Here is a 23,272-nt window from a genome sequence, read left to right as displayed (position 1 = left end):
AAAGTCAATGGAGAAACAGATGGAATATACAAAAAACAAGCGGGATGACATGATGCGGCATGGCTGGGCAAACCGTTTCCTCGAGTGGAAAACGGACTTGATCGTGCTGCTCTGCCTGACCGGATTCGCCTTTTTCATCAACCGCCATATGGAGATCAAAGGGCTTTACATGGATGATCTGTACCAATGGTCCTGCTATTTTGACCAGTCCTTTTTCCCGGCGGTATTTACCATGGGAGGCACCCGGTTCCGCGTTCTTTACAACCTGGTCTCCTGGATCCAGATGAAACTGTTTGGGCCGCATGTGGGCTGGTATGTTCCGTTCAATATCCTGTTGAATTCCGGGATCGCTTTCACGCTCTACCGGATGGCGCGCAGGTTCAGCCGCTCTGTCTATGTGGGAGTGATGATAAGCATTATATGGCTGGCTTCCCGGATGTCCTTTTACCAGATCGGACAGGCCTTGGGGTTGATGGAATCTATGGCCTTGTGGCTGGCGATCGGGATACTGTATCTGCTGTATGGATATCTAAATGAGCAGGATGGAAAGGAAAACCGCAGGTTTTACCTGGCTTCTGTGATGTACGTGGCGATCTGTTTTGTCCATGAGCGGTATATGGCGCTGCTCCCGTTGTTCTTTATGGTACTGTTATTTAGGAGGGCGAAGGAGTGGAAGCTGTGGCTGGCTCCTCTGGGCGGATTTGCATTTGTGCAGCTTCTGAGGCTGGTCAGTATCGGCACGGTTTCCCCGGCAGGGACCGGAGGCACGGACGTGGCGGATACGCTTTCCATTGGTTCGGTGCTTCATTTCGCCATGAGCCAGATCGCTTACCTGTTTGGGATCAATGCGGGACCTGAGCATCTGAATGGCCAGAATTTCCGGGAAGCGCCTATGTCGGTGATGCTGCTGATCGCGGTGGCAGATCTGATGCTGGTCCTTCTGGTGGTCGCATTTTTTATTAGGCTGGTGCAGCGCAGGAAGAGATGTATCGGGTATTTAAAAACATCCGTGCTGTTTATTTTCTTTATTGGTGCGTGTATTGCAAGTTCCAGCGTTACCATCCGTGTGGAAATGCGGTGGGTCTATGTGTCCTACGCAGCCGCGCTTTTGTTTTTGGCATGGATCTACGGGGTACTGACAGAGGGAATGGCGTACAAGGGCAGATGGATGCAGGCAGTGCCGTATTTGAGCATGATCACGGTGTATGTACTTCTGATGCTTCCGGTGGAGCATTACTACCGGGGACAGTTTTCGAACCTTTACTACTGGACGGACCAGGAGCGGTACAACTCCCTTGCAGAGGAAACTTACGGTCAGTACGGCGTGGGGATCTTTGGAAAGACTATCTATATCGTAGGGCATCAGTTTGAGATGGATGACGATACGGAAGATACATTTTTCAGGGTGTTTGACAGGTTGAACCGCCCGGACAGCACCAGGGTCGTGCACATTGAAGATGTGCGGGACATCGGGCTGGTGACGGATGATATGCTGGTGATCCAGGAGGACCCGGAGAATAACCGGTTCCAGGATGTGACCCATGTGGTCAAGACGTTCAAGTGCCGTCCGATCTATGGATTTTATGATGACGGGTGGCTGGATGAGCGCGCCAAGGTACAGGTTATGGCGGGAAGCACGGGACAGATCAATATGACGTTCAATTATCCGCGGGATCTGCAAAAAGACCAGTGGCTGACAGTTTATGTGAATGATGAACCGCAGATTTATTTGAATTTTGATGAGAATACAAAAACTGCATCCATACAGGCAGATCCTTATGAGCCTGTGACCCTGCGGTTCGAGAGCAATTTTTATGTACCAAATGCCCTGGAGAAGCGGGGCGTAACGCGGCTGGCGGTTCTTTTCAGCATGACGGCGGATTAGTGACAAGCACGGAGGAAAAAATATGAAGGTAGTGATTTTGGCAGGAGGCCTGGGAACGAGGATCAGTGAGGAGAGCCATTTGAAGCCAAAGCCGATGATCGAGATCGGAGGCCGCCCGATCCTGTGGCATATCATGAAATATTATTCGGAGTTTGGGTTCCACGACTTTGTGATCTGTCTGGGCTACAAGCAGTATGTGGTGAAAGAGTTTTTTGCAGATTACTTCCTTCACACTTCGGATGTGACCTTTGATCTGGCAAACAACCGGATGGAGGTACACAACAATTATTCGGAGCCGTGGAAGGTGACATTGGTGGATACAGGGCTTCATACTATGACCGGCGGCAGGGTAAAACGGATCCAGCCCTATATCGGCGACGAGCCGTTCATGCTTACCTACGGCGACGGCGTGTGCAATGTGGACCTGGATGCGCTCTTGAAATTCCATCAGGATCATGGGAAAACGGCCACGATCACTACGGTAAATATCGGGCAGCAGAAGGGCGTGCTGGACATTGGCGAGGATCATGTGATCCACTCCTTTAGGGAGAAATCCACCTCGGACGGTGCCGTGATCAACGGCGGTTTCATGGTGATGAACCCGGAGGTGTTCGGGTATTTAAAAGACGACACCACCGTGTTCGAGCAGGAGCCGATGCAGCGGCTGGCGTCAGAGGGCCAGCTTATGTCTTTTTATCACGGCGGGTTCTGGCAGTGTATGGATACCCAGCGTGAGATGAACAAGCTGGAAGAGCTGTGGCAGTCCGGTAAGGCGCCCTGGAAGATCTGGGAGTGACCGGGAGAACTGTAATCAGGATGCGGTCAGCATCGCCGATGGGAGAATGAACATGTACAATTTAGAAAAATGCAGGGAATTTTATAAAGGAAAGCGGGTCCTGGTGACCGGCCATACGGGGTTTAAGGGGGCGTGGCTTTGCCGCATCCTGACTCTGGCGGGAGCGGAGGTGACTGGCTATGCGCTGGAGGCGCCTACGGACCCATCGCTGTTCGGGATCGCAGGTCTGGAAGATACGATGGATTCTGTGATCGGAGATATCCGTGATCTGGAACAGTTAAAGCAGGTGTTTGCGCGGGTGCAGCCGGAGATCGTCATCCATTTGGCGGCTCAGCCAATTGTGCGGGACTCCTATAAGGACCCGGTGTATACCTATGAGACCAATGTGATGGGGACGGTGAATCTTTTAGAGAGTGTGCGTCTGACGGATTCTGTGAAGTCGCTCCTCAATGTGACCACCGACAAGGTTTATGAGAACCGGGAGTGGGAGTATGGCTACCGGGAGTGTGATCCCCTTGACGGGTACGATCCTTACTCCAACAGCAAATCCTGTTCGGAACTGGTGACCCACAGTTATCAAAAGTCCTTTTTGGGAGACGGGCGCTGTGCTGTCTCCACTGCACGGGCAGGCAATGTGATCGGCGGCGGAGATTTTGCCAATGACCGGATCATTCCGGACTGTGTCCGGGCCATGGCGGCAGGCAAAACCATTGTGGTGCGCAACCCCTATTCTACCAGGCCATACCAGCATGTGCTGGAGCCGTTGTTCGCCTATCTGCATATTTTGCAGAAGCAGTATGAGGACAGCGCATTTCAGGGATATTACAATGTGGGGCCGGACGACTGCGACTGTGTCAATACAGGAGAGCTGGTGACGCTGTTCTGTGAATTGTGGGGCGGCGGAGCTTCCTGGCTGGACCAGCATGACGGCGGCCCTCATGAGGCGAATTTTTTAAAGCTGGACTGCTCGAAGATCAAGCGCGTGTTCGGCTGGCAGCCGCGGTGGCATATCCGCGGGGCGGTGGAAAAGACGATCGAATGGTCGAAAGCTTATCTGGAGGGTGCGGACATGCTCCAGGTGATGGATCAGCAGATCCGGGAATTCTGAGGAAATTCAGGACCATTGAGCCGGAGAAAGTGAGCCGGAGCGATCGACCAGAACGAGCGGACCATAAAGTATAGGTTAAAGATAGGAGAGAAGCATGGCAAAAACACAGGACGAGGCCCGTCAGGAGATCCTGGGGCTGGTTGCAGAATACTGCGAAAATTATCATATAAAGAGTAAGAAAACTTATGAGGAAGGAGACCGGATCCCATATGCATCCCGCGTCTACGATGCGGATGAGATGGTGAACCTGGTGGACAGCGCCCTTGAATTCTGGCTGACTTCCGGGCGGTATACAGATGAGTTTGAAAAGAAGCTTGGGGAGTACCTTGGAGTGAAATATTGCTCTCTGGTAAACTCTGGCTCCTCGGCCAATTTAAACGCATTTATGGCGCTCACGTCTCCGCTTTTGGGTGAGAGGCAGGTCCGGCGCGGGGATGAAGTGATCACTGTGGCGGCTGGCTTCCCGACGACGGTAACTCCTGTGATCCAGTACGGCGCGGTACCGGTTTTCGTGGATGTGACAATCCCTCAGTACAATGTGGATGTGACCCAGCTGGAGGAAGCGTACTCCGACCGGACAAAGGCCGTGATGATCGCCCATACCCTGGGGAATCCGTTTGATCTAAAAGCAGTTAAGGAGTTCTGTGACAGGTATGGGCTGTGGCTGATCGAGGACAACTGCGACGCTCTGGGCAGCAGGTATACCATAGACGGAGTGGAGAAATTCACGGGTACGGTGGGAGACATCGGTACTTCCAGCTTTTACCCTCCACACCACATGACCATGGGCGAGGGCGGCGCGGTCTATACCAATAATCCGCTGCTTCACAAGATCATCCGTTCCTTCCGCGACTGGGGCCGGGACTGTATCTGCCCGTCGGGCAGGGATAACCTCTGCGGGCACCGTTTTGACCGCCAGTACGGGGAACTGCCCCTGGGTTATGACCATAAGTATGTGTACTCTCATTTTGGGTACAATCTGAAGGCCACGGATCTGCAGGCTGCCATCGGCTGCGCCCAGCTTCAAAAATTCCCTGGCTTCGTAGAGCGCCGCCGTCATAACTTTGACCGTTTGTGGGCGGCTTTAAAGGACACCCAGGACAAACTGATCCTGCCGGAGCCATGTGAGAATTCCAGGCCCAGCTGGTTTGGTTTCCTGATCACCGGTAAAGAAGGGACAGACCGGAACTCGGTGGTGCAGTATGTGGAAAGTAAAGGCGTTCAGACCAGGATGCTGTTTGCGGGCAACTTAACACGCCATCCCTGTTTTGACCAGATGCGGGCAGACCAGACCGGATACCGGGTGGTGGGCGATCTGCATGTGGCGGACCGGATCATGCGGGACACCTTCTGGGTAGGCGTTTACCCCGGAATGACGGATGAGATGATCGACTATATGGCGAAGACGATCCGCGAGGCGGTCGGGCTGTAAGACAGGGCCGTGCAGCAGGGCAAGGCTGCAGAAAAGAGGTAGCTATGCAGTATGATTTGACAAAGGTCCATGAGACCAATCTAAAAATCCTCAAGGAAATAGACAGGATCTGCAGGAAGTATAAGATTAAATATATGCTGGATGCGGGTACTCTTTTGGGAGCGGTCCGCCACCAGGGCTTCATACCGTGGGATGATGATGCGGATGTGGCGTTTACCAGAAGTAATTATGAGGCGTTCCTTAAGGTGGTGAAGCGGGAGCTGCCGGATACGATGGAGCTTCTAATGCCGTGGGATTTCCGGGGAGGAAAGAACTTCTATGACTTTACCGCGAGGATCATCTACAAAAACAGCCGTACCCATGATGATACGCCCGAGATGCAGTTTTACGAGGGTAAGCTGAACCACCTTTGGGTGGATCTGTTCACCATCGATGAACTGCCGGAGAAAAAGAACGCAGCGGCTTTGACGCTCTTGCTCCACAAGATGGTCTACGGTATGGCGATGGGACATCGGTATCATCTGGATTTTGGGAAATACAGTCTGTTCCACAAGCTGGCGGTCGGCGGCATGTCTGCGGTGGGCAGGTTTGTCCCCATGAAGGCGCTCTTTAAGATGCAGCGCCTGGTGGCGCTGAAGGACCGGCGGGGGCGCAGCGGGCTGCGGTATTACAGCAATTACCAGCCGGACTTTTTGTATGTGACTCTGAAACGGCAGTGGTGCGAGGAGATCGTGGATCTGGATTTCTGTGATACGAAGCTGATGGCCTCCAAACACTGGCATGAAGTGCTGACCTGGATCTACGGGGACTACATGACCCTGCCGCCCAAAGAGAAACGGGTGCCGGCTCACTCTACCATAGAGATCCAGGTGTACGATGAGGATGTGCAGTGAGCATGGATGTTTGCTCTTGCTCATGGCTGTAAGATATTTTACGGTTACAGATAAAGACAGAAGGATGGAACAGATATGAGACGATTGCTTTCCGTAGTGGTGTCCGTGTATAATGAAGAACAGGCGCTTCCTCTGTTCTACCAGACGGCGTCTCCAATTCTGCAGGCGCTGGAGTGGGACTACGAGCTTTTGTTTGTAAATGACGGGAGTTGTGATGGGAGCCTTGGCATCTTGAGAGAGCTGGCGGGACGGGATGAAAAGGTGAAGGTTGTGGCATTTTCACGGAATTTCGGCCATGAGGCGGCCATGATCGCGGGCATTGATCACTCCAAAGGGGATGCGGTGGTCTGTATGGATGCAGACTTACAGCATCCGCCGGAATGCCTGCCGGATATTGTTCGGCTGATGGAGGAAGGCTACGGCGTCGTCAGTATGGTGCGCACCCGGAATGCTTCGGCGGGGTTTGTGAAGAATATCACTTCCGCCGGGTTCTACAAGGTGATCAATACCCTGTCGGATGTGAAGTTTGAGGCAAATGCCTCGGATTTCTTTGCCATATCCAGGCAGGCGGCAGATGTACTCCGTGCTAATTACCGTGAAAAGGTACGGTTTCTGCGCGGTTATGTGCAGAATATCGGATTCAAACGGACGACCTTGGAGTACGAGGCGCAGGACCGGGTGGCGGGGGAGAGCAAATACAGCATCCGCAAGCTGTTTGCGTTTTCCATGAACACGATCATGTGTTTTTCCAATCTTCCGCTGAAGCTGGGGATCTACGCCGGTATTTTTGCAGCCCTTTTGGGAGTGGCGGTGATGATCTATACCCTTTTCACCAGGCAGGGGGCGCCCAGCGGGTATGCGACGATCGTGATCCTGATCTGCTTTATGTTTGCGATCCTGTTTGTGATCGTGGGGATCATTGGGGAGTATATTGCGATTCTGTTCAGCGAGCTGAAGGACCGGCCGATCTATGTGGTGGAGGAGACGAGGAATGTGGAGCGGTAAGCTGCCGGTAATGAAATAAAATAATGACAGCAGGTTATCCGCAGGATATGGACAAAAGTCAATCCTGCGGATATTTTTTGTCAAAAAAGGCGAGAGTACTCTCTTGATATTATATCACTCTGGTGATACAATAAAGGCAAAGCGAATGGAGATTGAGAAAATGGATAAGCTAATCACAGTGTATCATGGATCAGAAAAAATTGTAGAACAGCCGATTTTTGGTGAAGGAAAAAAGAATAACGATTTTGGACTTGGATTTTATTGTACTGCAAGCGAGGAACTTGTAAAGGAGTGGGCGGTATCTTCCCTGCGTGACGGCTTTTCTAATCGTTATACGCTCAATACCGAATACCTGAACATTTTAAATTTGAACAGCTCTGATTACACAATACTTAACTGGATTGCTGTTTTGGTGGAGCATCGCTTGTTTTCTATTAAAATGCCTGTGGCCAGACGCGCAAAAAGATATTTGATTGACAACTTCAGTGTGAATGTCAATGCATTCGATTTGATTATGGGATATCGTGCGGATGATTCCTATTTTGATTATGCGGAGTCGTTTCTAAATAATGGGATTTCAGTGGAGCAGCTTGCCGGAGCCATGAAGCTTGGAAAATTGGGCGAGCAAATCGTTGTTAAATCAAAGTTTGCTTTTTCAAATTTAAAATACGAGGGTTTTAATGTCGCCGAGAAAGACAGGTATTATGTTCTTCGCAAAGCCAGAGATGATAAAGCAAATCAGCTTTATGTAAAGATGCTTGAGGAGGAAAGTGATGGTCTGTATATTCAGGATATTATGAGAGGAGGCATTAAAAATGATGACCCACGCATACCAAGAAATATATCTGAATAATGCACAGTCGGCTCTGGGGGATGCCTTTGATTATGCTGTGAATACCTGCGGCATTCCCGGAAACGATTTTGTAAAACTGTTTACTGTAAGTTCTGTATGTAAGCGATTGGAAAATGGTGAGCCTGCTTATCTTGCGGGAAAAAGCGGGATTGAAATTGTAAGAGAAATCATTTCAGAAACGAAAGGGCAGTTACTTCAGACAGAACCGCAGGAACATTACGGACGATCAAAGGAGTATTGGATTGGTTGGGCTGTGGCTTATTATCAATGGTATTCAGGCAGAAAGTACAGTGATATTTTTAAGGGTATTGATTTTGAAGATCTGCAAAAAATGTACTATACGCTTCACGAAGCGGATATAACAAAATTCGTTGATATCGTGGATACACGGATAAAGGATTTTTTTTCTGAAACAAATTTAAAGCGCATCCGCACAGCTTATGGATTTACGCAGGCAGAATTGGCTAAGCGTTCCGGCGTCAGCCTTCGTTCTGTTCAGATGTATGAACAGAGAAACAAAGACATTAACAAGGCAAGTGCTGATACGTTGTATCGGTTGGCAAGGGTTCTTGGCTGTACAATGGAAGATTTGATTGAAAAATAAATACGGTATGAGGGTGCTGGAGGGCAATGGCCATGGGGTGAGTAATGAAATAAAATAATGACAGCGGGTTACCCGCAGGATATGGGCAAAAGTCAATCCTGCGGATATGTTGGTACTATTACAACAGAAACAAATCATCAGTTCCCTTTCAAATATTCATTCGCATCCTTAAAGAAACTGGCCAGGATCAAAATAATAATGATCCCGATCGGAAACGCCGCAATGATCGATACCGTCTGCAGATTCGTCATAGAGTTCTTCGAGAAGATCAGCGCGATCGGCAGCAGGATCAGGAAGATAGCCCAGAACAGCTTCACGCGCTTATCCGGGTTCACGGCATTGCCCAGCTCCTTGTAGGAGTAGGAGGACGCCACCAGGGTGATGGAGTCGAAGGACGTGGAATAAAAGGTGATCATGCAGAGCACCAAAAGGATCAGCACAAAGCTTGACAGCGGGAGGTACTCCAGCATGGAGATGATCGCAGTGTACTGATCACCGGTCTGGGTGTAAGGAGTCAGGATATCCAGCCGTCCGTGGGTCTGCAGGCCCAGTCCGTAGTTCCCCAGGATGATGAAGGAGGTAAACGTACCTGCAAGGCCAAAGAAGTATCCGCCCAGGATCGTCTGCTTCACCGTCCGCCCTTTGCTGATGGCCCCGATGAAGAATGGAGCAGCCACGCACCAGACCATCCAGTATGCCCAATAGAAGATCGTCCAGTTCTGCGGGAAGGAAGAGGTGCGCAGCGCATCCGTCCAGGTGGACAGCCCGATAAAGTTCTGGGTTAAGTTACCTAATGCAGTGATACCTGTCTCAATAATGTAGCGGCTCTCCCCGCCGAAGAAAAACACATAGGCCAGCAGCGTAAAAAACAGGTAGGTACAGCAGGCAGCCGAGCGTTGGATGCCCTTCATGCCGAAGTATACGGAGACCGTGTAAATGCAGCATACGATCACCAGGATCAGGATCGTCAACATCGTGGTCTGCGGAATGCCGGTCACGCGGCTGATCGCCAGGGAGAGCAGAGGCGTGGCGAGGGAAAATGTGGTGGCAGTGCCTGCAAGCAGCGCCACTACAGCGATCAGATCTATGATCTTCCCGGCCCATCCGTCCACACGCTTTCCCAAAAGGGCGCGGCAGGATTCGGAATATTTCTGCTTGTCACGCTTACGTACATGGAGCATGAAGCCGAAGGCCACGGACAGGACAAGGTAGAAGCCCCAGGGAATCGGCCCCCAGTGGAACAGCGGGAAGGTGGATGCCCAGTCCTGGATGCCGCCCATATCCTCAATATGCGGTTCCGCAGCATACAGCATCCATTCACAGCAGGAGTAGAACAGGATGTCGGCTGCAAGTCCGGCAGTAAACATCATGGAGCCCCAGCGGAAGTTGGAGTATTCCGGCTTCTCCATATCGCCCAGCTTTATTTTGCCAAAGCGAGAAAATGCCATGTACAGGGAGCAGATAAAAACGCCCAGGCCGATCAGGAGGTAGTAGCTCCCCATCTGGTTGCCCAGGAAATACCGGATCGATCCCAGAACCTGGGAAGACTGTTCCGGTTTTGTAACGAACCATGTACATAAGACGAGAATACAGCAAAACGGGACCAGCATGGTAAACCAGTCCAGTTGTTTTAACAGGGATTTCTCAGAAGCCTGATCTTTCATAATTGTTACCTCCTCAAGCACAGATGAATGCAGCACATGTTGTTCAAAAATATTTAAAAATAAATCATATTGAACATAATACCATTCAGGACGCGAAAATGCAAGCATAATTTATTGCAAATTTCTGACGATTTTATGATTCCCCTACCCAGGGGCAATGATCTCTGGTAAAATAAGCAGGAAACGGGATATAATGAGATCTGTCATAAGGGAGAGTGGAGCCAGGAATATGGAAAAGAATATAAAAACGAGAGGCAGGAGCAGGCGCGGAAAGCAAAGGAAACCGTGGATCGCCATGATTTTGGCGGCTGCGGTCCTGATCATAGGGCTGGTTACGGCGGCCGCAGTCATCATTGGTTTTGGGGCAGAAAAAGAGATCAGGACAGAAGGAGAAAAGGACAGGCAGGATGAAAAGCCGGTGTTTGGCGGCGCAGAGCTTACCATGCTGAAGTCCCAGAGCAAGGGGCAGATGATGTCCTTTCTTCTGGAGACAAAGGAAGGGAGCCTGATCGTTATTGACGGCGGGCGCTGGGACGACGGGGATTACCTTGTGGAGCAGATCAAAAAACGCGGCGGGCACGTGAGCGCATGGCTGCTGACCCATACCCACACAGACCATGTGGGCGCGCTGATCAAGATCCTGCAGAACGAGGAGGACGGTGAGGGCGCCGGGATCCAGATTGATAACTTCTATTATAATTTTGCATCGACAGAGTGGTATGCGCTCCATGACCAGGAGGAACTGGGGACTGCAGATACGATCATAAAGCTTTTGAATGCCCAGGATCCTGAAAAACTGCATGTGGTGGGAAAAGGCGACGTGATCTCTGTGGATGATGTGGATATCACAGTGGTGAACGACCGGTATGAGCCGGATGAAGATCATATAGGTGATAACGACGGCAATGATGCAGGCCTTGCGTACCGCGCGGTGGTGAATAACCGGTCCATCCTGTTTTTGGGGGATCTGGGAGAGGTCAGAGGTCAGATGCTGCTGGATGATGTGGGTGCGGATGGACTTAGATCCGACATGGTCCAGATGGCGCACCATGGTCAGAACGGCGTGGGAGAGGCAGTGTACCAGGCGGTTGATCCGTCGGTCTGTCTGTGGCCGACTCCGCAGTGGCTGTGGGATAATGAAGGAGACCGCTTTAAGACACCGGAGACAAAGGCGTGGGTCCAGAAGCTGGATGTAAAAAAACATTACTGCACCAAGGATGGAGACCAGGTTATCCGATAAGACAGAGTAGTTAAAAAGCATATAAAAAGCATCTAAAAAGCCAAAAGCGGGTCCGCAGCAATTCGTGCGGGTCCGTTTTTGGCTTGATGCGCGGGAGCGTCGCCTGATCACAGCGCAGGTCTGCTGACCCTGAAGTCAGTCCGTGACAGAAAGACCGCTGTGGTAGGAGTAACTGCCCAGCTCGTCCAGAAGGCGGCTGAAGTCCTGTTCCTTCATAGGCTCATTCCTGGTAATGTCTGCATTGATGATGGCGTATACGTTGCAGCATTTTAACAGCGCCTGGCGGAACAGATCCGGGAAGGAAGCCTTGGATGCAAGGCGGCGGTCCCAGGGATTGCACCAGATCTCGTGGTCCAGGTTCAGGCACTTCCGCGGGTCGCTCACCTCATCGGTCACCAGCTTGGTGGAGGCGATGGGATTTCTCAAAAACAGGTTTTCAACAAAAGCGATACGGCTGCGCTTTTTCCCTGAGGGGTCTGCCAGGGTGCGGCAGCCGAAGCGCATAGCCAGGATGGAACGGTGCATCATCCTGGGGGTAACCTGGAAATTGTTGCTGTAGGTGATCGGGTAATACACTTCGTTGATGCATTCCGACAAAAAGCGGGAGATAAACTGAGTCTCCATGCCATTTAAGCAGATCGTAGCCGCCTGGTTGAACTGGGACGGCTTTTTCTTTTTGTACTTCATAAGGAGCAGCGCATCAATGTCGTTCTCCAAGGCAGCGTGAAGACCGTGGGTGTGGTTGCTGGGATTCTTGACGTCATACCCGATCCTGCCGTACACATACGGATGGCAGATGGAATCCCCAATATAATGTCCTAAGTACCCGCAGAAATAGGCAAGGCCCTCCTCCCGCTGCTGGCGGGAGCTGATCTGGCTTAGGCGGCGCAGATAGCACTCGAAGAAATCCCGGATATGATGCTCATGCATATAAGAGCCCACATTCCGGTAGTCCTGATGGCGCAATATCGGGATATTGTAGAAGAACATATCCGGTCCCTGGAGTCCCAGTTGGTAAAGCCAGCGGTATTTGGCAATGATGTATTTGAGCTGATTGTTCGGCAGGTCGTTGTAGGCTTTCATTCCCAGTATATAATGTGTTGTAAATCCAGGCATAAAAACACCTCTTTCCTGTATTTTCTTTAACTATCATACCATATTTAAGTCTAAAATGCGAGGGCACAAAAAAGAAAGTCTCTATGAATATTTTGGGAGAAATCGCAATCAGGAGCTCTGGGTAAGCATAGTTGACGGCAGCGCCAGCATAGGATAGAACGGACACGGTATGCGCGGAAGGGCGGTAGGAAGATGCAGGAAATGGCACAGACGCTTCATTTTATTGTGTGGGGGCCATGGACCATGGTGTTGTTTTTGGGGACCGGGCTTTGGTTTACAGTAAAATCAGGAGGATTCCAGATACGGCGGATAGGATACTGGTGGAGGATGACCGCAGGAAGCCTGTGGGCGGATGATGGCGGAGACAGCCAGGAGGGGAGCCACCGCATTACCCCGTTTCAATCCGCCTGCACAGCGTTGGCTGCGACTATCGGGACCGGAAATATTGTGGGGGTAGCTACGGCGTTGACTGCAGGCGGCCCGGGTGCTCTGTTCTGGATGTGGATCTCGGCCCTGATCGGTATGGCGACTGCCTATGCAGAGACCAGTATCGGACAGAAATACCGGTACCGCAAACCTGACGGCCATTGGATGTGCGGGCCGATGGTCTATATGGAACGGGGGCTTGGATGCCGCCCGCTGGGGGTCCTCTACGCATTTTTTGCCGTATGCTCATCTCTGGGCATGGGTAGTATGGTACAGTCTAATTCCATGAGCGGCACTCTGGAGTTCGGCGCCGGTATCCCTCCGCTTGTCAGTGCGGTTTTGGTCACGGCGGTCACCGGAGCAGTGATCTTAGGCGGAATCAGCCGGATCTCCAGGGTGTCAGAACGGCTGATGCCGGTGTCGGCAGGAATCTATGTGGTATTTTCTCTTGTTGTCATCTTGTCTGGCTGGAACGTGCTGCCCCGGGTCATAGCGGCGGTGTTTGAAGGGGCGTTTACACCGTCAGCCGCAGGCGGCGGGGTGGCCGGGTTCCTTTTAAGCCGCAGCGTCCGCTATGGCATGTCTAGAGGCGTATTTTCCAATGAAGCGGGACTGGGGAGCATGGCGGTGCTTCACGGTGCGGCGGAGGATACCACGCCGGAACGGCAGGGCATGTGGGCCATGTTTGAAGTGTTTTTTGACACGATCATCATCTGCACCCTCACTGCGCTTGTGATCCTCTGCGTCCAGTTTGGAAATGGAGGGCTGCCCCAGGGCAGCGACGGGGCCGGTCTTACGGCATATTGTTTTTCTCTTAGTCTGGGATCTGTAGGGGAATGGCTGGTATCAGGCGCAATGGTAGTATTTGCATTTGCCACCATTATCGCCTGGTATTATCTGGGCAGGCAGACGGCCTGCTATCTGGCGGAGCGGATTTTCCAGAGAGGGGATCCGGGGCGGAATGTGGAAGGGCTTGTGAAGAAAAGCATGAGGCTGTATACGGCCCTGTACCTGGCGGCAGTATTTTCTGGCTGTATCTGCCGCCTGGATGTGGTGTGGATGATCTCGGATATTTGGAATGGCCTGATGGCCTATCCGAACCTGCTGACGCTTTGGATCCTGTCCGGGGAGGTGAGGTTCCCCAGGTGAGTGAGACTATGCAGGGGAATGAGGCCTCGGACAATTTCTCTAAAAGCTGGGGATTCTGCAGTTCGTTGCAGTTGCGGATGGCAGATACGGTGCGTTCTGTTCATTGCATTCTTCTTCGATGGAGAGAAGGATGGACGTAAAGAAGGGGGCGGAGTACTTTTCTGAGGTCTGGCGCAGGATGCAGCCAAAGAGTACGCCGGACTGGGAAGGGGACAGACGGAAGAGACCAGGTTGGAAAATGGCTGTGAGACAAAAAATGACGGTAAATGACTCAAGAAAACATCTTGACAAGCCCTCTAAAACACAATATACTAAAATTCAATAAGAGGGAGTAGCTTGGCATTCATTGCTGTGCGTTGTCGTCATCACGGTCAATCACCTGAACGGTGAGTAAAAACAACCCGGCACGTATATAATAAGCGAGACTTTTATTGTGTCCTTGAGATACAATAAAAGCCTCGCTTTTGTTGTGCCATAGGGAAATACTATAAGAGATGAGGGAAAGAGTATGAGTATTACAACGGTTGTGTTACTGCTTTTGGGATTTGTGCTGCTGATCAAGGGCGCGGATTATTTCGTGGAGGCCAGTTCTTCCATTGCCAAGGTGCTGCGGGTTCCCAGCATTATCATCGGGCTGACGATCGTGGCCTTCGGGACCAGCGCGCCGGAGCTGGCGGTCAGTACGACGGCGTCCCTGGTAGGGAACAATGAGATCGCCGTGGGAAATGTGATCGGCTCCAATATTTTCAATCTTCTGGTGGTGCTGGGCGCCTGCGGCGCGATCCGCCCCTTTGCGGTGCGGCTGCGCTGGGATTTTGCCGCATCGATCCTGGTGGCTGTGGCCCTGCTCCTGATGATCGTGCGGGATCAGTTTGTGAGCCGTCCGGAGGCGTTTATCCTGCTCGGCATGTTTGTGGTATTCCTGGTCCTGACGGTGCGGGACGCGCTTATCAACCGGGTGGAAGCTCAGGAAGAATTTAAGGCTTTGCCGCCGCTTAGGTGCGCCGTCTATATCGTTGGCGGAATTGCGGCGATCGTATGGGGAGGCGACCTGGTAGTTAAAAGCGCCAGCGAAATTGCTCTGGCTTTTGGTCTCAGCCAGACGCTGGTGGGACTGACCGTGGTGGCCCTGGGAACTTCCCTGCCGGAGCTGGTCACCTCTGTTGTGGCCTCCCGCAAAGGCGAAAACGGCCTGGCCCTGGGCAATGTGATCGGCTCCAATATTTTTAATATCCTGATGGTCCTGGCGCTGTCGGCAGCGGTTTCTCCGATCGCAGTCAACCGTATGGCGATCATTGATGCAGCATGCCTGATCGCATTCAGCGTGATCACCTGGTTTTTAGCCCGCAGCAAGCAGCGGATCAGCCGTTTAGAGGGCGGGGTTATGCTTCTTATGTATACGTTATATCTGGTTTACATCTGCATAAGATAAGAATAGACAAAAAAGGAGCCTCTCCACAGTGGAGAAGCTCTTTTGCAATTTATAAAAGAGGTAATAAAAGGGAGGAGAGCTGATAACCTGGGTTACCAGCTCGAGTATTATGAAAAAAATCTTATAAGCGTTTCATAAACAACTTTGCGTCTTCGTTGTTTATGTTTATAGTATAGGGAACAATCATGAAGAAATCATGTTCATTGTGTAAAAGGTTTTTGAATGATTTGTGAACAGAATGTGAATGGGTAAAACATGTCTATCCCTATCCCTCTGGTTCCGTATCTGTTATCCGGCCGAAAATAGAATAAAATTTTTATTTGCACTTGAAAAAACAAGAGAGACCGGCGATACTTTTCCGGTCTCCCTCGTTTTGGGAATATCTTACATAGTTCCTGCCGGCTGTGGCAGCCGACAGATACCTTTTATGGAGGTATCCAAAGTTAAATGTTAATGATGCCCATCATAATGCCGGCTATGAGGCAGATGATGCTGACCACCCAAATATAGAAGAAGCAGTTTTTGATGTGATCTTTTAATTCCACGCCTGCAAGACCTACGCCAAGGAAGGTTGCCGGTACCACCGGACTGATAAATGTCGCAAAGTTTTTACATACGACCATGGCAATACCAGTCTGGATCGGGTCAACGCCGAACTGGTTGCCTACTTCGATCAGGATCGGCAGCAGACCGTAGAAGAAGGAGTCGGTGTTGAAGATCAGTGCACACGGTACTGAGAGGATGCCGATAATGATCGGAAGGTATCTTCCCAGTGAGGCAGGTATGAAGGAAGCAAGGACGATTGCCATCTGGTCCATGATACCGCTGTCGCCCAGCACACCTAAAAATACGCCTGCAGCGAGAATCGTGGTCGCCATCATCAGTGCAGGCGCCGCATGGGAATTGATGATCTTCTTTTGCAGCTTTGCGCCCGGATAGTTTACCACCAGGGCAAGAACACAGCCCAGCATGAACAGGAAATAAGCGGGCATTGGAACGAAGACCAGCGCGATGATAACTGTAAGGGTGAGCACCACGTTAAAAGCAAACAGCTTGGGACGGGCGAGCTCGTTTTTCTGATCTTCGCTGATGGTTTCTTCGTCGCCTTCGCCGTAGTCTACCACGCGGGTGCTGTTTAAGCCTGCTCCCGCTTTCTTTTCAGAAATACCGCAGAGCACGGCTGTTACAAGTGAAATCACGATTCCGACAATCTGCATTGGAATCAGTGCAACCCACAGGTCATTCGCTTCAATACCAAGGACCGATGCGGTTCTCATGGTCGGACCGCCCCATGGAAGCAGGTTCATAACGCCCATTGCGGTGACGCAGATCATCATCAGGGTAGTGGGTTTCATTTTCAGCTTTTTGTAAATAGGAAGCATGGCCGGAATGGTGATCAGGAAGGTGGAAGCTCCGCCGCCGTCCAGATGACCGATGATCGCGATGACGCAGGTCATTACACAGACGCCGATCACGTTGCTGCCCACACGCTTCATCAATGCATTGATGATCTTGTCAAACATGCCCACATCGGTCATAATGCCGAAGAACAGCACGGAGAAGATAAACAGCGCCGCGGTGGAGTGTACGTCTTTTACACCCGCGCTAATAAATTTGCCCACCTCGCTGACGGAAAAACTTCCGGTTATGATCAGGAGGGCGGCGGTTCCGGTTGTGACTCCCACGAATGCCAGGGACGGCACTGTCACGTTCTTTAAAAGCAGGACGATGATCAGGATGATCGTGGCAAAGCCAAGTAAAGCAAGCATTGTTTCATTCATATCACATTTCTCCCCTTTGTTATATTTGAATGACTAAAGTATAACAGGGGAACCTTAAACGCCCATGCCGCGTTCATTAATAATCATTAAGGATAGCCTTAAAATATATTTATCTCCCGGAGCGCCTCCAGGACGGAGGTGACGGAAACCGGCTTTTCCACATATCCGCTGATGAGGTTTTTCTGTTTTGCCTCCAACAGGTCCTTGCGGATCTTGTCGGTCATGACCAGCGTGACCATTTCCGGGTATTTCATGCGGAGGGACATGCAGAAGTCCACGGCGCGGGTGCCGGACATGTAGTGGTCGATGAGGAGCACATCAAAAGGTCCGGATTCAAGGGCCGCTAACGTTTCCCCAATGTTGACCGCGCCGGTAACGGAGATATTTACCTTTTTAAAATCCCGCTCCAGCAGCCGCAGGACCTTGGGATTGTCATCGGCGGCAAGTATATTTTTGTGGAGCGGCTGGGGGACGTGATCCTCCGCGTTATTTTCCGACCGCCGTTCCAGCAGGGGCAGGAACAGGTGGAATACGCTGCCGTTGCCCGGTTCGCTCTCGGCATATAGAAAGCCTTTGTGAGACAAAATGATCTGTTCCACAAGGGAGAGCCCCAGCCCTGTTCCCAACCCGGCCCCTTTGGTGGTGAAAAACGGGTCAAATATCTGCTCCAGGATCTCCGGGCTCATACCGCAGCCTGTATCCATGAAATCCAGCCGGATATAGCGTTCCCAGGTGTCAGGAAGGGGTGGGATATGCGGTGAATTCACAAGAGCTTCCCGGCAGACCACAGCGCCCCGGACCGTAATGATGCCCTCGTTCCGGTCGATCGCGTGAATAGCGTTGACGCAGATATTTAAAATAGCCTGATTGAGCTGTGTTTCATTACCTAAAATCCATTCCTGGCGGAAATCGGTTTCGTCCTGCAGGTGGACGTTGGCAGGGCAGACGGAGCGGACCATTTTCAGGGAGCGCCCTAAAAGCTGCTTCAGGGAAATCTCCTTATATGCGGTTTCCATATTTTTGCGGCTTAGCGAAGAAAGCTGATGGATGATTTCTTTGGCTTTTGCGGCGGCTTCGAAGATTTCGTTTGCTTCATCGTAGTACTCAGAATCCTCCGGGAATTCCGCCATCAGCAGGTCGGCGTAGCCCATAATGGGGGTCAGCAGATTGTTGAATTCATGAGCAATGCCGCCGGTCATGATACCCATGATCTGAAGCCGCTGCTGGTGGGCGATGATCTCTTCGCTTTTCTGGGTCTGCTCAAGAATACCGTTCAGCTCTTTTAAGTAGGCGATCTCTTCTGTATCCTTCTGCCTCTGCAGCAGCATACGGACGTAAATTCCGGCGGCGCACATGACTGCGAGGAACATTAGAAGCAGAAGGAAAATGATATGACTGTATCCCTCGGCGATCGGCACAAAAATGTCATCGTAATCTGTGACGGCGCTGATGATCAGAAAATCATCCCCCACATTTGCGGGAGTGTACGCGGAAATCTTCTTTACCCGGGGGAGGTTTTCATCTGTCCACCAATAGGAGATGTATTCGGAGACGCCGGTATTGCCCTGGTACTGGTCCCTGAGCATATCTTCCAGACTGTCCAGATCAACGCTATGATACATTTCCTTTCGGTCATGCAGGGCGTTGATGCCCCATTGGCTCCTGGCCGGATGCATCAGAATGATACCGCTTGAGTTCTTAACCATGATATAGCCGTTTGTTCCCAACCGGATATCGGAGATCAGTTTGTTAAAATACCATGCGGCATCGATCACCTGGCTGACGCGCCCGCCGGTGGACAGGTCCGCGCCCAGCAGGAAATAGATTTGGCCGTCGTCTGCCTGGCACTGGGTCAATTGGATGCCGCCGCCCATGTCGATGGAACCGAATTCCCTGCGGACATGGAATCCGTCGGGCGGGGAGACGCTGGTCTCGTCGCTGCCGTCCAAAAGAAATCCTGTGACAAAATTTTCCTGCTCGTCAATGTATTTCTGGAAGATCTGGTCCCGGATCGTGTCCAGGGCAGGGTTTGCCGCAGCCTCTTCCGCTGCTATGCACTGCAGGCGCAGGTCGGATGCGTTCCGGTTCAGGAAGATCTCCATGGTCCGCGCCACGGTTTCGGAAGTCAGGAGCATCTGCTCCTTATGGCGGTCTATTACTGTCATTTTATAGTTATTCCAGCTGCTGATGCCGATGATAATAAGGCCGGTGTTGATCAACAGAAGAAGCAGGAGGACTGCCGCAACCGTTTTTTTGTCTTTTAATTTCATAATTTCCACCTATGGGTTTGACTTGTTTATTTCTACCGATTATAATACTATTGTAGAACGAAAAGCAGAGAATGCAAGGATAAAATACTATGGCTGATAAAGTTTTAATCGTGGACGATGACCCTGCTATCCGCAGAATGCTGGAAAAAGTAATGCGCAGCAATGAACTGGAGTGCGCTGCCGCCGCAAGTGGTCAGGAAGCGCTGAAGCTGCTGGACGCAGAACTGTTTGATATTATTCTGATGGATATTATGCTCGGGGATATGGAAGGCTTTGAGGTGATTAAAAAGCTGAGAGGACAGGGGATATCCACGCCGGTGATCATCATCAGCGGGCGGGATGAAGATTATGATACTTTGTACGGGCTGTCTCTGGGTGCGGATGATTATATTACAAAACCCTTTCGGCCTGTGATCATTGGGGCAAAGGTAAAAGCGCTGATCCGCAGGGATAAGACGCATATGATGGGAGTTGGGATGGTTTCATGCGGTTCCTTTGGATATGATACATCTGCCATGCGGTTTTATAAAAAAGGCGTGGAGCTTAACCTTTCTTCAAAAGAGGGCAGCCTGCTGCTCTTATTCCTCCAGAACCCGAACCAGGTGTTCTCAAAAGAAAACATCTATGAGCATGTTTGGGGGAATCTGGTGGCGGTGGACGATAATGCGATCATGGTTTATATTAACCGGGTGCGCAGCAAGATTGAGGAGGATCCGGCCCACCCGAAGCATGTGGTTACGGTGCGGGGGCTGGGTTACCGGTTTGTGCCGTAGTTACAATGGATCTGTAAAGCAAACGGACTGAGAAGGAGATAACATGATGAAGAAAAAAATAGGAATTGCAGTATCCGCATTAGCGCTCACCCTCTGTATGAGCATTCCGGCATTTGCGGGCCAATGGCAGCATAACACAGGCGGATGGAGGTACCAGAATGATGATGGAGGTTATCCGGCTGACACCTGGCAATGGATAGAGGGAAAGTGTTATTATTTCGGCGGCGATGGTTATATGCTGTCTGATACGGCTACTCCGGACGGACATACCGTAGATGCCACCGGAGCCTGGACTGTGGACGGTGTTGTGCAGACACAGCAGAATGCAGCAGTTGAAACAGCAAAAGCTGCCAGTTATGACGGGGTATTTGCAGGGCCGTTTTATAATGATGATGGGACAACTTATACCGGGTATATCACGGTTGAGACATCAGCCGATGGAAGCATCACTCTCACGAGTCAATTCGGCACCTTTCATTATCAGTATTCAGGACCGTTTTATGGAGAGGGCGGCGGAGAAGTGTATGCGATTGAAAACGAGGAGATGAAGGAGAGCGTTATATTCAGGGGATTTGATAAGTGTATCCTTGGCGGCTCGGAGTTTGTGCGTGTTCAATAATGCAAAGGTTTTTTCAGGAGAGGCCAATAGAACTTTGACATACACCTGAGCAGATGGTATAGTATAACATAGCAAAATGCAATCAAGCCGAAGGGAGAAAGATACAATGAAAAATCCAGAAATTACAATCACCATGGAAGACGGCAGCGTGATCCGCGCCGAGTTATACCCGGAGATCGCGCCGAACACCGTGAAGAATTTTATCAGCCTGGCGAAGAAGGGCTATTATGACGGCCTGATCTTCCACAGAGTCATCGAAGGGTTCATGATCCAGGGCGGTTGCCCGCAGGGAACCGGCATGGGCGGCCCGGGCTACTCCATCAAGGGTGAGTTTTCCCAGAATGGATTTACCAATAACTTAAAGCATGGGCCGGGCGTGCTGTCCATGGCGCGTTCTATGATGCCGGATTCCGCAGGTTCCCAGTTCTTTATCATGCACAAGAATTCCCCGCACTTAGACGGCGCTTATGCGGCGTTCGGAAAAGTGGTGGACGGCATGGATGTGGTGAACACGATCGCACAGACCCGCACCGACTACAACGACAGGCCGCTGAAGGAACAGAAGATAAAGAGCGTCACGGTGGATACTTTTGGCGAGGAATACGGCGAGCCGGAGAAGTGCTAGTATGACGGAAGAACGGGATGTCCTTGTAGAAGGCAATTTATACTGCGTGGTTATCTCGGATGAACAGGAGGCTCTCCTTGCCGCGAAAGCGGCTGGGAGGGCCTTTGTCGGTGTGTGGAAGGGCTGTAGCGGAACGGAAGCAGTCGGAACGGAAGCAGCCGGAACGAAAGCAGTCGGAGCGCATACGGTTGGATCGGATGCCGCCGACAGCCGGGAATGGCTGTGGAAAGCAGACTATCTGATCGGTTCGCCGGAGCAGGCGGACGAACGCTTTTTGGAGCGGGTGGTGCGCCGCAAGCTGGGCCTGCCCTGGGTGATCGCGGAGTCGGACCGGATCTGTGTCCGGGAATTTACGCCGGAGGATGCGGTGCAGCTGGCACAGCTGCCGGAAAACGAACTGGTGGGAACTGCGGAAACTCTTTTTTCTGAGCCGGACAGGTTCCATGCGTATATCGAAAATCAGTATGGTCTCTATGAGTACGGGATGTGGGCGGTTGTGAGAAGAGCGGATAGAAAGCTTGTGGGGATAGCCGGGGTGTCGGACTGTGATACCGGAAGCCGGGGGCGGGAGGATGCAGAGCTGCAGCTGGAGCTGGGGTACCACATATTTGATCCGTACCGTCGGCAGGGCTTCGCAGAGGAAGCCTGCCGTCTGATCCTTAACTATGTGGAGCAGGAATATGCCTGTCCTGTTTATGCCGTAGTGGAGGCGGGAAATATTGCCTCAGCCCGGCTGCTTGACAAGCTGGGATTCTGCCTGTGCGGCAGTCAGAAGGCTTCATTGCCGGACAGAGCGGGAGACAGAAGGGAACCGGTCACGGCTCAAAAATATAGCGGATCAGCGCCTCGGCGGTATCGATATGTTCGGTATTGGCAATGATCCCCAGAAGCGGCGTGTCCTGCGCCAGATTGGATTCTTCTGCAAATCCGGTGCCGCTTAAGTCGATGGCGCAGGGATATTCCGTGCCATCCTCGCCTTTGGCATAATAGAGCCTGTCCTCTGCAAGGGCCAGCAGCTCCGGGGAAAGACTGGTTTCCAGATCCATAAACGCATTCAGAGAAGCATAGTGGTCGGTGCTTTCCTGGTCGCCAATGAGGACGTCCAGTTCCTGGGAGGCCACCAGAGCGGTTATTTTTGCCATGGATGCGTAGCTGTAATCGGTTGCGCTGTCGTCAAATGAGATGAAGGCGGACTCTGTGGTAACGGAATGTTTCTGATCCAGCTCAAGGTAAGCTGCAAAATCCTGTTCCAGGGGAGCGGCGTTGACCCCTTCTGTGCCGCGGCTGTTTAAATAAACACAGTAAAGGACTGTGTCAAAGGTGCTGCGGTAAATGGCGGCGCCGATATTGCAGACCAGCACCACTGCCACGATGACAGCAAGGATATGGAACTTATAATAGGCCCAGATATACCATGCCCGGTCTTTCCCGGACATGGATCTCAGCTTTTCTTTTTCACTCCTGGGCGCTTTGGGCAGGGGCGCCTCGGGTAAGGGAGCCTGCGGCTGGCTGCCGGCGGTCCCGGTTTCCTGCGGATTGGTCTGATGCTTCATAGATTCTTCTGTGATCTTCATATCATATAGTCCTTTGTTTGATGGATT

The 23,272-nt window shown here is 51.5% G+C and carries 21 protein-coding genes; 16 read left to right on the top strand and 5 right to left on the bottom strand.

Going from position 1 to position 23,272, the window contains the following annotated elements; all coding sequences use genetic code 11:
- Positions 1–7 precede the first annotated feature (7 nt).
- The 8 genes from AB1I67_RS00825 to AB1I67_RS00790 all read left to right on the top strand — a co-directional run bounded on the left by AB1I67_RS00825 (position 8) and on the right by AB1I67_RS00790 (position 8,576).
- A complete protein-coding gene (locus AB1I67_RS00825; RefSeq protein WP_367027923.1) occupies positions 8–1,885 on the top strand; it encodes a hypothetical protein in 1,878 nt (625 codons plus the stop codon).
- Positions 1,886–1,907: 22 nt separating this feature from the next.
- A complete protein-coding gene (rfbF, locus tag AB1I67_RS00820; RefSeq protein ID WP_367027922.1) occupies positions 1,908–2,681 on the top strand; it encodes a glucose-1-phosphate cytidylyltransferase in 774 nt (257 codons plus the stop codon).
- 52 nt (positions 2,682–2,733) lie between these two features.
- Positions 2,734–3,789, top strand: coding sequence for a CDP-glucose 4,6-dehydratase (gene rfbG / locus AB1I67_RS00815; RefSeq protein WP_367027921.1), 1,056 nt, complete (start codon positions 2,734–2,736; stop codon positions 3,787–3,789).
- Between the two features lie 94 nt (positions 3,790–3,883).
- Positions 3,884–5,221: a lipopolysaccharide biosynthesis protein RfbH gene (gene rfbH, locus AB1I67_RS00810; RefSeq protein ID WP_367027920.1), complete on the top strand. Its 1,338-nt coding sequence runs from the start codon at positions 3,884–3,886 to the stop codon at positions 5,219–5,221.
- Positions 5,222–5,265: 44 nt separating this feature from the next.
- Positions 5,266–6,114, top strand: coding sequence for a LicD family protein (locus AB1I67_RS00805; RefSeq protein WP_367027919.1), 849 nt, complete (start codon positions 5,266–5,268; stop codon positions 6,112–6,114).
- A 75-nt stretch (positions 6,115–6,189) separates the two neighbouring features.
- A complete protein-coding gene (locus tag AB1I67_RS00800; RefSeq protein ID WP_367027918.1) occupies positions 6,190–7,119 on the top strand; it encodes a glycosyltransferase family 2 protein in 930 nt (309 codons plus the stop codon).
- Positions 7,120–7,279: 160 nt separating this feature from the next.
- Positions 7,280–7,972, top strand: a complete 693-nt coding sequence (locus AB1I67_RS00795; RefSeq protein WP_367027917.1) for a DUF3990 domain-containing protein — start codon at positions 7,280–7,282, stop codon at positions 7,970–7,972.
- Positions 7,935–8,576 carry a helix-turn-helix transcriptional regulator gene (locus tag AB1I67_RS00790; protein ID WP_367027916.1) on the top strand — a complete coding sequence of 214 codons (642 nt, stop codon included), beginning with the start codon at positions 7,935–7,937 and terminating at the stop codon, positions 8,574–8,576. The genes AB1I67_RS00795 and AB1I67_RS00790 overlap by 38 nt, the downstream gene beginning before the upstream one ends.
- A gap of 137 nt (positions 8,577–8,713) precedes the next feature.
- Here AB1I67_RS00790 and AB1I67_RS00785 read toward each other — a convergent pair whose 3' ends face one another.
- Positions 8,714–10,240: a BCCT family transporter gene (locus AB1I67_RS00785; protein WP_367027915.1), complete on the bottom strand. Its 1,527-nt coding sequence runs from the start codon at positions 10,238–10,240 to the stop codon at positions 8,714–8,716.
- Positions 10,241–10,469: 229 nt separating this feature from the next.
- Between AB1I67_RS00785 and AB1I67_RS00780 the strand changes: the two genes are divergently transcribed.
- A complete protein-coding gene (locus AB1I67_RS00780) occupies positions 10,470–11,480 on the top strand; it encodes an MBL fold metallo-hydrolase (RefSeq protein WP_367027914.1) in 1,011 nt (336 codons plus the stop codon).
- Positions 11,481–11,615: 135 nt separating this feature from the next.
- Here AB1I67_RS00780 and AB1I67_RS00775 read toward each other — a convergent pair whose 3' ends face one another.
- Positions 11,616–12,596 carry a zinc dependent phospholipase C family protein gene (locus AB1I67_RS00775; RefSeq protein ID WP_367027913.1) on the bottom strand — a complete coding sequence of 327 codons (981 nt, stop codon included), beginning with the start codon at positions 12,594–12,596 and terminating at the stop codon, positions 11,616–11,618.
- A gap of 201 nt (positions 12,597–12,797) precedes the next feature.
- On the opposite strand from AB1I67_RS00775, the gene AB1I67_RS00770 reads away from it, so the two are divergent.
- From AB1I67_RS00770 to AB1I67_RS00760, 3 genes are all read left to right on the top strand, one after another.
- The gene (locus tag AB1I67_RS00770; protein WP_367027912.1) at positions 12,798–14,171 is read left to right on the top strand and encodes a sodium:alanine symporter family protein; all 1,374 of its coding nucleotides are present in this window, start codon (positions 12,798–12,800) and stop codon (positions 14,169–14,171) included.
- A 130-nt stretch (positions 14,172–14,301) separates the two neighbouring features.
- Positions 14,302–14,496 carry a hypothetical protein gene (locus AB1I67_RS00765; protein ID WP_367027911.1) on the top strand — a complete coding sequence of 65 codons (195 nt, stop codon included), beginning with the start codon at positions 14,302–14,304 and terminating at the stop codon, positions 14,494–14,496.
- Between the two features lie 183 nt (positions 14,497–14,679).
- Positions 14,680–15,603 (top strand): calcium/sodium antiporter, encoded by a 924-nt coding sequence (locus AB1I67_RS00760; protein ID WP_367027910.1) that lies wholly within the window; start codon positions 14,680–14,682, stop codon positions 15,601–15,603.
- Positions 15,604–16,046: 443 nt separating this feature from the next.
- Here AB1I67_RS00760 and AB1I67_RS00755 read toward each other — a convergent pair whose 3' ends face one another.
- Both AB1I67_RS00755 and AB1I67_RS00750 read right to left on the bottom strand, forming a co-directional pair.
- Positions 16,047–17,384, bottom strand: coding sequence for a citrate:proton symporter (locus AB1I67_RS00755; protein ID WP_367027909.1), 1,338 nt, complete (start codon positions 17,382–17,384; stop codon positions 16,047–16,049).
- 98 nt (positions 17,385–17,482) lie between these two features.
- Positions 17,483–19,654, bottom strand: a complete 2,172-nt coding sequence (locus tag AB1I67_RS00750) for an ATP-binding protein (protein WP_367027908.1) — start codon at positions 19,652–19,654, stop codon at positions 17,483–17,485.
- 89 nt (positions 19,655–19,743) lie between these two features.
- Between AB1I67_RS00750 and AB1I67_RS00745 the strand changes: the two genes are divergently transcribed.
- From AB1I67_RS00745 to AB1I67_RS00730, 4 genes are all read left to right on the top strand, one after another.
- Positions 19,744–20,427 (top strand): response regulator transcription factor, encoded by a 684-nt coding sequence (locus AB1I67_RS00745; RefSeq protein WP_367027907.1) that lies wholly within the window; start codon positions 19,744–19,746, stop codon positions 20,425–20,427.
- A gap of 43 nt (positions 20,428–20,470) precedes the next feature.
- Positions 20,471–21,046, top strand: coding sequence for a hypothetical protein (locus AB1I67_RS00740; protein WP_367027906.1), 576 nt, complete (start codon positions 20,471–20,473; stop codon positions 21,044–21,046).
- A 106-nt stretch (positions 21,047–21,152) separates the two neighbouring features.
- Positions 21,153–21,671 (top strand): peptidylprolyl isomerase, encoded by a 519-nt coding sequence (locus AB1I67_RS00735; RefSeq protein WP_367027905.1) that lies wholly within the window; start codon positions 21,153–21,155, stop codon positions 21,669–21,671.
- 1 nt (position 21,672) lies between these two features.
- Positions 21,673–22,551: a GNAT family N-acetyltransferase gene (locus tag AB1I67_RS00730; protein ID WP_367027904.1), complete on the top strand. Its 879-nt coding sequence runs from the start codon at positions 21,673–21,675 to the stop codon at positions 22,549–22,551.
- On the opposite strand, the gene AB1I67_RS00725 is transcribed toward AB1I67_RS00730, so the two are convergent.
- Positions 22,487–23,245: a hypothetical protein gene (locus tag AB1I67_RS00725; protein ID WP_367027903.1), complete on the bottom strand. Its 759-nt coding sequence runs from the start codon at positions 23,243–23,245 to the stop codon at positions 22,487–22,489. The two genes, AB1I67_RS00730 and AB1I67_RS00725, sit on opposite strands and share 65 nt — an antisense overlap.
- Between the last annotated feature and the right edge of the window lie 27 nt (positions 23,246–23,272).

It is taken from the genome of Clostridium sp. AN503 (assembly GCF_040719375.1).
GTDB lineage: Bacteria > Bacillota > Clostridia > Lachnospirales > Lachnospiraceae > Brotaphodocola.
This window is presented reverse-complemented; position numbering and strand designations above follow the sequence as displayed.

Coding starts and splice junctions, on each gene's coding strand:
- rfbH (WP_367027920.1), top strand. CDS start 3,884: ATGGCAAAAACACAGGACGAGGCCCGTCAGGAGATCCTGGGGCTGGTT.
- AB1I67_RS00805 (WP_367027919.1), top strand. CDS start 5,266: ATGCAGTATGATTTGACAAAGGTCCATGAGACCAATCTAAAAATCCTC.
- AB1I67_RS00790 (WP_367027916.1), top strand. CDS start 7,935: ATGATGACCCACGCATACCAAGAAATATATCTGAATAATGCACAGTCG.
- AB1I67_RS00760 (WP_367027910.1), top strand. CDS start 14,680: ATGAGTATTACAACGGTTGTGTTACTGCTTTTGGGATTTGTGCTGCTG.
- rfbG (WP_367027921.1), top strand. CDS start 2,734: ATGTACAATTTAGAAAAATGCAGGGAATTTTATAAAGGAAAGCGGGTC.
- AB1I67_RS00800 (WP_367027918.1), top strand. CDS start 6,190: ATGAGACGATTGCTTTCCGTAGTGGTGTCCGTGTATAATGAAGAACAG.
- AB1I67_RS00770 (WP_367027912.1), top strand. CDS start 12,798: ATGGCACAGACGCTTCATTTTATTGTGTGGGGGCCATGGACCATGGTG.
- AB1I67_RS00745 (WP_367027907.1), top strand. CDS start 19,744: ATGGCTGATAAAGTTTTAATCGTGGACGATGACCCTGCTATCCGCAGA.
- AB1I67_RS00730 (WP_367027904.1), top strand. CDS start 21,673: ATGACGGAAGAACGGGATGTCCTTGTAGAAGGCAATTTATACTGCGTG.
- AB1I67_RS00735 (WP_367027905.1), top strand. CDS start 21,153: ATGAAAAATCCAGAAATTACAATCACCATGGAAGACGGCAGCGTGATC.
- AB1I67_RS00775 (WP_367027913.1), bottom strand. CDS start 12,596: ATGCCTGGATTTACAACACATTATATACTGGGAATGAAAGCCTACAAC.
- AB1I67_RS00785 (WP_367027915.1), bottom strand. CDS start 10,240: ATGAAAGATCAGGCTTCTGAGAAATCCCTGTTAAAACAACTGGACTGG.
- AB1I67_RS00780 (WP_367027914.1), top strand. CDS start 10,470: ATGGAAAAGAATATAAAAACGAGAGGCAGGAGCAGGCGCGGAAAGCAA.
- AB1I67_RS00750 (WP_367027908.1), bottom strand. CDS start 19,654: ATGAAATTAAAAGACAAAAAAACGGTTGCGGCAGTCCTCCTGCTTCTT.
- AB1I67_RS00765 (WP_367027911.1), top strand. CDS start 14,302: ATGGACGTAAAGAAGGGGGCGGAGTACTTTTCTGAGGTCTGGCGCAGG.
- rfbF (WP_367027922.1), top strand. CDS start 1,908: ATGAAGGTAGTGATTTTGGCAGGAGGCCTGGGAACGAGGATCAGTGAG.
- AB1I67_RS00740 (WP_367027906.1), top strand. CDS start 20,471: ATGATGAAGAAAAAAATAGGAATTGCAGTATCCGCATTAGCGCTCACC.
- AB1I67_RS00725 (WP_367027903.1), bottom strand. CDS start 23,245: ATGAAGATCACAGAAGAATCTATGAAGCATCAGACCAATCCGCAGGAA.
- AB1I67_RS00825 (WP_367027923.1), top strand. CDS start 8: ATGGAGAAACAGATGGAATATACAAAAAACAAGCGGGATGACATGATG.
- AB1I67_RS00755 (WP_367027909.1), bottom strand. CDS start 17,384: ATGAATGAAACAATGCTTGCTTTACTTGGCTTTGCCACGATCATCCTG.
- AB1I67_RS00795 (WP_367027917.1), top strand. CDS start 7,280: ATGGATAAGCTAATCACAGTGTATCATGGATCAGAAAAAATTGTAGAA.